This is a genomic window from Carboxylicivirga sp. (genome assembly GCF_982718395.1).
In genome coordinates this window covers 62,774-71,936 of sequence record NZ_CEXQWX010000009.1, presented here as the reverse complement: position 1 = coordinate 71,936, position 9,163 = coordinate 62,774, and the positions used below count along the sequence as shown (strand labels likewise).

The window sequence follows — 9,163 nt, the reverse complement described above, 5'->3', positions numbered from 1 at the left end:
TGTGCAGATTACAAAAGGGATTTGAGAGTGTTATTTAGGAGGTACAAATACTTTATTTTTTAGAAATCTGTTCATTAAATAATTTAAAAGCATTTTACGAGGAACTAAAGATTTATGAAATTTTAACATTTATGCTGTTGTGAAAACTTATTCAAAAACCCTAATGATGTTTTATGTTGTAAAAAATGGGATTTGAAGGATAGTGTTACATGCTTTTAAATACCTTTATGACATTGTTTAAACCTAAATGTTATTCTATGAATAAATTAATTGGCCTTTGCGCTATAGCAATGCTTATAGCCTGTACCCCGCCTGAAAAGAAAGTTTCTATGATGCCAGAAAATCTTCCTGATGCTCCTGTAGCAGAGAAAAAGGATTCTGTATTAACTATTCACGATCATACACGTGTAGATCCATATTTTTGGATGCGACTAACTGATGAGCAGAAGAATGCAGAGAAGCCTGATGAGCATACACAAAAAGTGTTAGATTATCTCAATGCCGAAAACGATTATACCAAAGCAGTAATGGTTAACACAGAGTCATTACAAAATAAGCTGTTTGAAGAGATAGTTGGCAGGATTAAAAAGGACGATGAATCGGTGCCATACTTCTCCAATGGTTATTGGTATTATTCAAAATTCGAAGAAGGTAAGGAGTACAGGATTCACTGTCGAAGAAAAGGTTCGATGGATGCTCCTGAAGAGATATTTTTCAATGAGAATGAACGAGCAAAGGATCAGGCGTATTATTCGCTTGGAAGTATGAGCGTTAGTCTGGATAATAAAATGCTGGCATTTGCTGAGGATTTTGTTAGCCGGCGAATTTACACCATTCGTTTTAAAAACCTTGAAACGGGTGAGGTTTTACCTGATGTTCTTACAAATGCACAAGCCGGAGGAGCCTGGGCTAATGATAACCTTACTTACTTCTATACTACTAAGAACGAGGTATCTTTACTTAGTGAGAAGATATGGCGCCATAAATTAGGATCGTCTACATCCAATGATGTTATGGTTTATCACGAGACCGATCCGTCGTTCTATATTGGTGTTTATAAAACCAAGTCGGATCAGTATATTGTAATTGATGAAAGTTCTACTTTGGTAAGCGACTACCATATATTAGATGCCAACAATCCAACAGGAGAATTTAAGCAGTTCACACCGCGCGGAGAGGAGCATGAATATTATATTGAGCACTTTAAAGATAAGTGGTTCGTAACAACTAATCATGAAGCAACTAACTTCCGATTGATGGAAACTCCGGTAGAGGCTACCGAAATGAGCAATTGGACTGAGGTAATTCCTCATCGTAAAGATGTGTTGCTTGACGAGATTGAGGTGTTTAAAGAGTTTTTGGTTGTAAGTGAACGTAAAGATGCGTTAACACATCTTCGTATTATTAATCAGAATACAAAAGAAGAGCATTACCTGGATTTTGGTGAGGAAGTATATGTTGCTTATATCTCGACTAATCCTGAGTTTAACACCAATCAGCTGCGCTTTGGTTATAGTTCAATGACCACGCCTACTTCTACCATCGATTATGATATGGTTGCTAAAACAAAAGATGTTAAGAAAGTTCAGGAAGTGGTTGGTGGTCACAATCCGGATGAATATGAAACTGAGCGACTATGGGCAACAGCCAGAGATGGAGTAAAAGTGCCAATGTCGGTTGTTTATAAGAAAGGTATTGAAAAAAATGGTCAGGCTCCTTTGTTATTATACGCATATGGCTCTTATGGGAGTACGGTTGATCCTTGGTTTAGCTCTACGCGTTTGAGTTTACTGGATCGGGGTTTTGTTTTTGTAATTGCACATATCCGCGGTAGCCAGGCTATGGGACGACAGTGGTATGATGATGGCAAAATGTTGAACAAGATCAACACCTTCAACGATTTTATTGACTGTAGCAAATACTTGATTGATAACAAATACACTTCGCCTGAACATTTGTATGCGATGGGAGGAAGCGCAGGTGGATTGTTAATGGGGGCAGTTGCTAACATGTCACCTGAATTATATAACGGAATGGTAGCTGCCGTACCTTTTGTTGATGTTGTATCAACCATGTTGGATGAAACCATTCCACTAACCACAAATGAATTTGATGAATGGGGTAATCCAAAAAACAAGGAATACTACGATTATATGCTTAGCTACTCACCATACGATAATGTGAAGGCTATGGATTATCCAAACCTGCTGATTACAACAGGTCTGTTTGATTCGCAAGTGCAGTATTGGGAGCCCGCAAAATGGTTGGCCAGGCTACGAGATAAAAAGACGGATAATAAGTTGTTAATTATGCATACCAATATGGAAGCGGGTCATGGAGGTGCTTCAGGGCGTTTCAAGCGTTATCATGAAACAGCAATGGAGTATGCCTTTATGATGATGTTGGAAGGCATTAATGAATAATCAACTTAATTGAATGTATATAGCAATTCCGCTTGAAATCAGTTTCAGGCGGAATTGTTTTTTAGAGGTTAATGGTTTTGCTATCAGAGATATGGGCAGGGTGAGTGTTTTGATGTATCGTGAATTTTTGGAAACAGTTGTTAAGGAGTGTTAATTTCTGGCATGCGGTTTGTTTTACCTGCTGTAACAATTTAAACGTTCCGGCCAGAATGATTGTCTAACTTTAATTTGATTGTCATGAAAACACTATCTATTATACAAGTCCTGCTTATTAGTTTTTTGATGTCCACACCCAATTGGATTAACGCTCAATCACGACGTCATCATAAGCATAGAGGAGAGAAAGGTGTTCGGGAAAGTAAAAGGTTGCACAGGCATAATCATCATGATAAAGACTATCATTATTCACGAAATGATCACTCAAAACACCATAAGCATTATCATCAGAAACATGTTAAGCACAATAACCGTCACCATTCGGGATGTAATGTGAATTACAGAAGGCATGAAAGGCATCATCACTATCAGCATCATCATTGTTACTCACATGATGTACATTCACGCAGATACTTCAGAAAACTGCCTTCTCGACATTATGTAAGCGTTCGATATGGGAATGATTCATATTACTATTGTGATGGTTTATTTTTCGCTTATCGACCAAACTATGGTTACTGGGAGGTAAATCTCGATTTGCCTATCGTGAAGTACAGACCTCGTCATTGCAATGTAAGGGTGGTTCGAGGCAGAGACTACATCTATAATGATGGTTGCTATTATTTACCTGATCGGAACGGTAGTTATATGGTTTGCAGAGTGTATTAAAGAGTATAAAAAAGGGAGCCATTCATTGGGCTCCCTGATAGTTTTCTATTGAAAATTCTTTATAATGAGCTTAAGTACTCCGTTACATTCTTTTCAACACGACCAACTACTTCAGACACATCAGCTTTTTCGAATTTATCACCTGTGATGCTTTCGTAAAGTTCGATGTAACGGTCTGAAACCTGGTTAACAAACTCGTCTGTCATCTCTGGTAAGGTATCTCCTTCGCGTCCCTGGAAATCATTCTCCATTAACCATTCACGAACAAATTCTTTTGACAGTTGCTTTTGGTTTTCACCTTTGTCAAAACGTTCCTGATAACCATCTGCATAGAAGTAACGTGATGAATCTGGTGTATGAATCTCGTCAATCAAGTAAATTTTACCATCCTTTTTACCAAACTCATATTTCGTATCTACCAAGATTAATCCCATTTCTTTGGCTATTTCGCTACCACGCTTAAATAACTCTAATGAGATACGTTCAAGCTCTTTGTATTCTTCTTCAGATACTAAACCTTGCTTAATGATCTCTTCACGAGTAATGTTTTCGTCGTGCGCACCTTGCTCAGCCTTGGTCGTAGGTGTCAGGATTGGCTCAGGAAAAGCCTGATGTTCCTTCATGCCATCAGGAATTGGTACACCACAAATGTCGCGACCACCATCTTTATACAGACGCCATGAGCTACCAGTTAAGTATCCGCGAACAATCATCTCAACAGGATAAGTTTCGCACATGTGTCCAACTGTTACGTTTGGATCGGGAGTGGCAATCTTCCAGTTAGGAACGATATCAGCTGTTGCCTCAAGAAACTTCGCAGCTATCTGGTTCAGAACTTGTCCCTTGTAAGGGATACCTTTAGGTAATACCACATCAAAAGCAGAGATACGGTCAGAAACCACCATTACCAGGTAGTCATCGTTGATATTGTAAACATCGCGTACTTTTCCTTTGTATACGCTTTTTTGTCCCGGAAAACTGTAATCCGTTTTAACAATTGCTTTACTCATAATTATTAGTTTATATCAATTATTTATTTCCTTTAGTTTCTGTTATTTATAGTTTATTAAAGATGGCTGACATGGATTATTTTTTGTCGTATGCTTCAACAATATCCTGAACTAATTTGTGTCTAACAATATCTTTTACCGTAAAGTTTATTCGTTTAATCCTTTTTATCCCGTCCAATATACTCATGGCTTGAACTAAACCTGATTGTTGCTTATTGGGTAGGTCAATTTGCGTAACGTCACCAGTAACAATAAACTTGGCGTATTCACCCATCCGGGTAAGAAACATCTTCATTTGATTGTTGGTGGTATTTTGAGCTTCATCCAGAATAACACAGGCATTGTTTAATGTTCTGCCTCGCATAAAGGCCAATGGCGCAATTTGTATCGTACCATTTTCCATAAACTCTTTCAGCTTTACAGCAGGAATCATGTCCTGAAGTGCATCGTAAAGTGGTTGTAAATATGGATCAATTTTATCTTTCATATCACCAGGTAAGAAACCTAGTTTTTCACCAGCCTCAACTGCCGGACGACTTAAGATTATCCGTCGAACCTGGCGGTTTTTTAATGCAGCAACAGCAAGCGCAATAGCCACATATGTTTTACCCGATCCTGCAGGTCCAACCGCAAAAAGCAAATCGTTTTTTTTGAATTCTTTAACCAGCTTATCCTGATTTTCTGTCCGGGCTTTGATTGGTTTACCATTAATTCCAAATAAAATAGCGTCACTATCACTACTTGCCTGGCTTAGGCGCTCACCAACCAATATCTCATTTAAAGATGTTTCGTTAAGAACGTTGTACTCGTTATAATGCTTGAGCAAAAGATTTACTTTTTCTTCAAAGTCAGCTACCTCTTCTGCATCACCAATTGCTTTCAGCCAGTTTCCTCTGGCAACAATGTTTAATTTTGGAAAATGATTTTTCAGCAATTCTAATTTGGTATTTTTTATTCCCAAAAACTCTACTAAATCAACAGATTCGAGGTAGATCAACTTTTCTATCATAAAGTGGTATAAATCCTTAATTTTGTATTCTACAAAGTAACAATATTTTTTGCATTTGAATAATGATAAAAGCCGTTTAAGTGAGGCTGATTATTCAAAAAAAATCCAGTTATATATTCAATAATTAATTATTTAAAACAGATATGAGCCAGCATCGACATGAATCAACATTATTAGTATTTAAAGAGCTTTTGGAAATTATGGATGAGCTTCGCGCGAAGTGTCCCTGGGATAAAGAGCAAACTAATGAGTCCCTAAGAACATTAACCATTGAGGAGACCTATGAGTTGGCCGATGCTATTATTAAGCAAGATGCTTCTTTGATCAGAAAGGAACTGGGAGATTTGCTTCTGCACATTGTTTTTTATGCAAAGATCGGCTCAGAAACTGATGATTTCTCAATGGAGGATGTTATTCGTTCATTGAACGAAAAGTTGATTTATCGTCATCCGCACATTTTTGGTGATATTGAAGCAAATGATGCTAAAACAGTTGAAGAAAACTGGGAGAAACTAAAGCTAAAGGAGAAAGGTGGTAATAAATCTGTTCTGGAAGGAGTGCCCTTGTCCTTACCGGCAATGGTAAAAGCCAACAGGATACAGGATAAAGCCAGGGGAGTTGGTTTCGATTGGGAACATAAAGAGCAGGTATGGGATAAAGTCAAAGAAGAGCTGGAAGAATTAAAGGCAGAGATTGAAGCTCATGATGAGGATCGTACTGAAGCCGAGTTTGGTGATTTGTTATTTTCAATAATCAATGCTGCCAGGTTATATGGGGTAAATCCTGAGAATGCATTGGAGAGGACCAACAGGAAATTTATAAAGCGCTTTAATTACCTTGAAGATAAAACACTGAAGGTTGGTAAAGACTTAAAACAGATGAGTTTATCTGAGATGGATGAAATTTGGGAAGAAGCGAAGAAGCTCTGATTTTGTTTTTTTGACGAATGACTAAGTCAAGATGAGGTAGTTAAACAAAATATTAGTGAAGTTTCTAAAGAAGATTTTTAGCTCTTAAATGGCTTGAATTATAATATTCAGTAAATTAGTGTATTATGTCATTTGACTTCATGGTGGATATATTCGAATACGATGTGTTAAGAGAAATTATATATAGGTGAACTTGAAGAGTAGTGTCACTCGTCACTAAAAACAATTCGTTTATCATCAAAAAGTAGCCATTCGTCAATGGAAAATAACTTGTGAGCTATTATGATGTAAACAGTTATTGAATTCACAATTCATTAGACACTCAAGAAACTGAAACGGACGGTTTCTTAACACCCAACACTATTCAACATCCTTTTACCTCTGCAGCGTAATTCCAACCCAAGAGAATCTGCAGAGGTTTTTTTATTTCCATAAGTAACGGTACATTTTTTATTTATCAATAGAAAATGCTTGTTCGTCAAAATATAAAAACGATTGATCGTTGAGAGAGTACAAGTAAGTGATTTGCATGAATAAAACACTCGTAACCGAAACGGACGGTTACATTCCTGCATTAATCAACATCCTTTCGCCTCTATAGCCATTCTAACCCAAGAGTAACTATGGAGGTTTTTTATGTCTTGCTATTTAGCTTTAGGTATGATACCATTTTATCTCCATTTCAATGAATATAGGCCATGCAGAATGAGAATGCATTAATTTTTGCCTGGGACTTTACCTTTTATTAAAAGAAATTCGTATGTTGCCATTCAAGATTAAATATAAACCAGCAAAGACATGCCATTAAGCAGTATACTTAAACATATTCAGGCTGACGAAAAATTGTGGAACGAAGCCATTAAACAATGTTCTTACTATAAGAGTGGGGAGGTGGTATATGAGCAGGATACCAATATGAAACACGCGTATTTTGTAAATAAAGGCTTATTAAAAATATACAGAATTGGTTCAAAAGGAGAGCAGCAAATTGTTCGCCTGATAAAAGAAGGCGATTTATTTGGCTTTCACTCATTATTGGGGGATGAGCCGGAAGTAACAGCTTGTGAGAGTTTAACGGATAGTGAAGTGTGCCTTATTCCGGGTGAAGCATTTAAAAAATCAATAAGCGAGAATAAAGAGCTGGCTGATTTACTGATTAAAAAGACCTGTGATGAATTAAAGAATTCCTATAACTCTCTGGTTGAGCTGTCGCAAAGAACTGTTCGGGGAAGATTGGCTAACTTACTGTTAAAGCTTCAAGACCTGTTTAAAACATCTGCCGATGAGGCCATTCCTTTGGTGATCTCCAGGTTGGATATGGCACGTTGGATTGGCACCTCCAAAGAATCGGTTAGTCGCTTAATTACCGAATTTAAAAACGATGACATTATACGCTTCGATCGTCGTGAATTGATTATTACCAATAAAGAGAAGTTGGAGCGAATAATCATGTTGTCATAGCTAAAGAATGGTTGGATTAACATGTTACTCATCGGACGACTAAATTGATTGATATCTATTAGTCGTCCGATGAGTATTTTAACCAGTTACTGATTAGTAGCTGTCTTTTTATTATTTCTTATTCAGCGGAAGTTCTACACCAAATCCTTTTTTCTTGTCTTCAAACTTAAGTAACAGGGCAAACACAAGCCCTAATAAACTAACTGCCGCAAACATCAATATAGTAGCGGTATAGTCCGATACCTCAGGATTACCTGGATTAGTAGCATCTAAAATAGCACCTGCAATAATCGGGAAGCCCCATAATCCCAGGTTTTGAATCGAGTACATTAAGCCATAAGCTGTTCCGATCTGGCTTTCATCAACCAGTTTAACCATACTTGGCCACATCGCTGCCGGTACAAGTGAGAAGGCTATACCCAATAATATGATTGGAGCCTGAGGCGGGAAAAAAGTCAATGCAAAAATCAGATGTACTGCTAATAGGGTTAATGCTCCAAAAATCATAGCTGTTGCACTTTTCCCCTTTCGATCGATCAGCCAGCCAAAGAAAGGTGTAAAAAACAAGGTGCCAAGTGGTAGAAGAGAGGTGAGTTTACCACTTTCGACTGATGTTAATCCGAATTTATCGGCAAAGAAGTCCGGGGCAAAAGCTAAAAACGGGAAAACGGCAGAATAAAAGGTGACACACAAAAGTGCTATATATAAGTAAGCCCGATTACCCAATAAGCCAGTAATATCTTTGATTGAAAAGGCTTTTGTTGGTTCAGAACTGCTTTTTTCAACATATAGCTGTTTGTCTAATTTAGCATCAAACAGCATATAAACGATAAAGGCCAGCAATCCTGTACATACAAGTATTGCGGCTAACCAAATGGCGCCGGTCAGGTTGGCGCCTTCATCGGCCACCCAGGGAGACAATTGCAAAGCAGCAAATGTACCAAGCCTTCCAAAGCCCACTTTTAAACCGAATGCCAGTGCCAGATCTTTCCCTTTAAACCATTTAACTAATATTTTACTGACAACTACAATACTGGTTTCGGCACCTAACCCAAAAAAGAAGCGACCTAATAACATCATTTTTAGTTCTGGGGAATAATTGGGAAGAAAAGAGCTCATAAAGCTATATCCAACTCCACCAGCTCCATAATAATCTGATGCACCATAGGCTGTTAATAAAGCGCCTATTGCCATAAAAAACACAAACATAAAACCTGTTCGTCGTATGCCCAATTTGTCAAGGATAACACCACCAATAACGGCCATTAATAAAAATGTGTTTGGGACTGAATAGAATGACACAAACAGGCCATAATCCTTATTTGTAAAATCAAATTCAGCCCTTAATAAATCTTTTAATGTAGAAAAGGCATCGTAGAAATAGTAGTTGACTGACAACACAAAGCCAACCAGTAACAGGATTCCCCAACGCATAGCAGGGGATTCGTTTAATGCTTTTTTAAAGTTGTTCATATTCAAGTGTATGTGTGTTATATTGTTTTAGCC

At 37.6% G+C, this 9,163-nt stretch carries 7 protein-coding genes; 4 read left to right on the top strand and 3 right to left on the bottom strand.

Annotated elements, in window-relative coordinates; all coding sequences use genetic code 11:
* Nucleotides 1-257: 257 nt before the first annotated feature.
* Both AC4MRQ_RS03640 and AC4MRQ_RS03635 read left to right on the top strand, forming a co-directional pair.
* Nucleotides 258-2,423 carry a S9 family peptidase gene (locus AC4MRQ_RS03640; RefSeq protein ID WP_491196283.1) on the top strand — a complete coding sequence of 722 codons (2,166 nt, stop codon included), beginning with the start codon at nucleotides 258-260 and terminating at the stop codon, nucleotides 2,421-2,423.
* Nucleotides 2,424-2,660: 237 nt separating this feature from the next.
* A complete protein-coding gene (locus tag AC4MRQ_RS03635; RefSeq protein WP_491196282.1) occupies nucleotides 2,661-3,248 on the top strand; it encodes a hypothetical protein in 588 nt (195 codons plus the stop codon).
* Between the two features lie 59 nt (nucleotides 3,249-3,307).
* On the opposite strand, the gene AC4MRQ_RS03630 is transcribed toward AC4MRQ_RS03635, so the two are convergent.
* Complete coding sequence (locus AC4MRQ_RS03630) at nucleotides 3,308-4,258, bottom strand: phosphoribosylaminoimidazolesuccinocarboxamide synthase (RefSeq protein WP_491196281.1); 951 nt, start codon at nucleotides 4,256-4,258, stop codon at nucleotides 3,308-3,310.
* 76 nt (nucleotides 4,259-4,334) lie between these two features.
* A complete protein-coding gene (locus AC4MRQ_RS03625) occupies nucleotides 4,335-5,267 on the bottom strand; it encodes a PhoH family protein (protein WP_491196280.1) in 933 nt (310 codons plus the stop codon).
* Nucleotides 5,268-5,410: 143 nt separating this feature from the next.
* Here AC4MRQ_RS03625 and mazG point away from each other — a divergent pair, with 143 nt between their 5' ends.
* Nucleotides 5,411-6,196 (top strand): nucleoside triphosphate pyrophosphohydrolase, encoded by a 786-nt coding sequence (gene mazG / locus AC4MRQ_RS03620; RefSeq protein WP_491196279.1) that lies wholly within the window; start codon nucleotides 5,411-5,413, stop codon nucleotides 6,194-6,196.
* Between the two features lie 798 nt (nucleotides 6,197-6,994).
* A complete protein-coding gene (locus tag AC4MRQ_RS03615; protein ID WP_491196278.1) occupies nucleotides 6,995-7,657 on the top strand; it encodes a Crp/Fnr family transcriptional regulator in 663 nt (220 codons plus the stop codon).
* Between the two features lie 111 nt (nucleotides 7,658-7,768).
* Here the strand turns inward: AC4MRQ_RS03615 and AC4MRQ_RS03610 are convergent, their stop codons facing one another.
* A complete protein-coding gene (locus AC4MRQ_RS03610; protein WP_491196277.1) occupies nucleotides 7,769-9,130 on the bottom strand; it encodes an MFS transporter in 1,362 nt (453 codons plus the stop codon).
* Nucleotides 9,131-9,163: the final 33 nt, after the last annotated feature.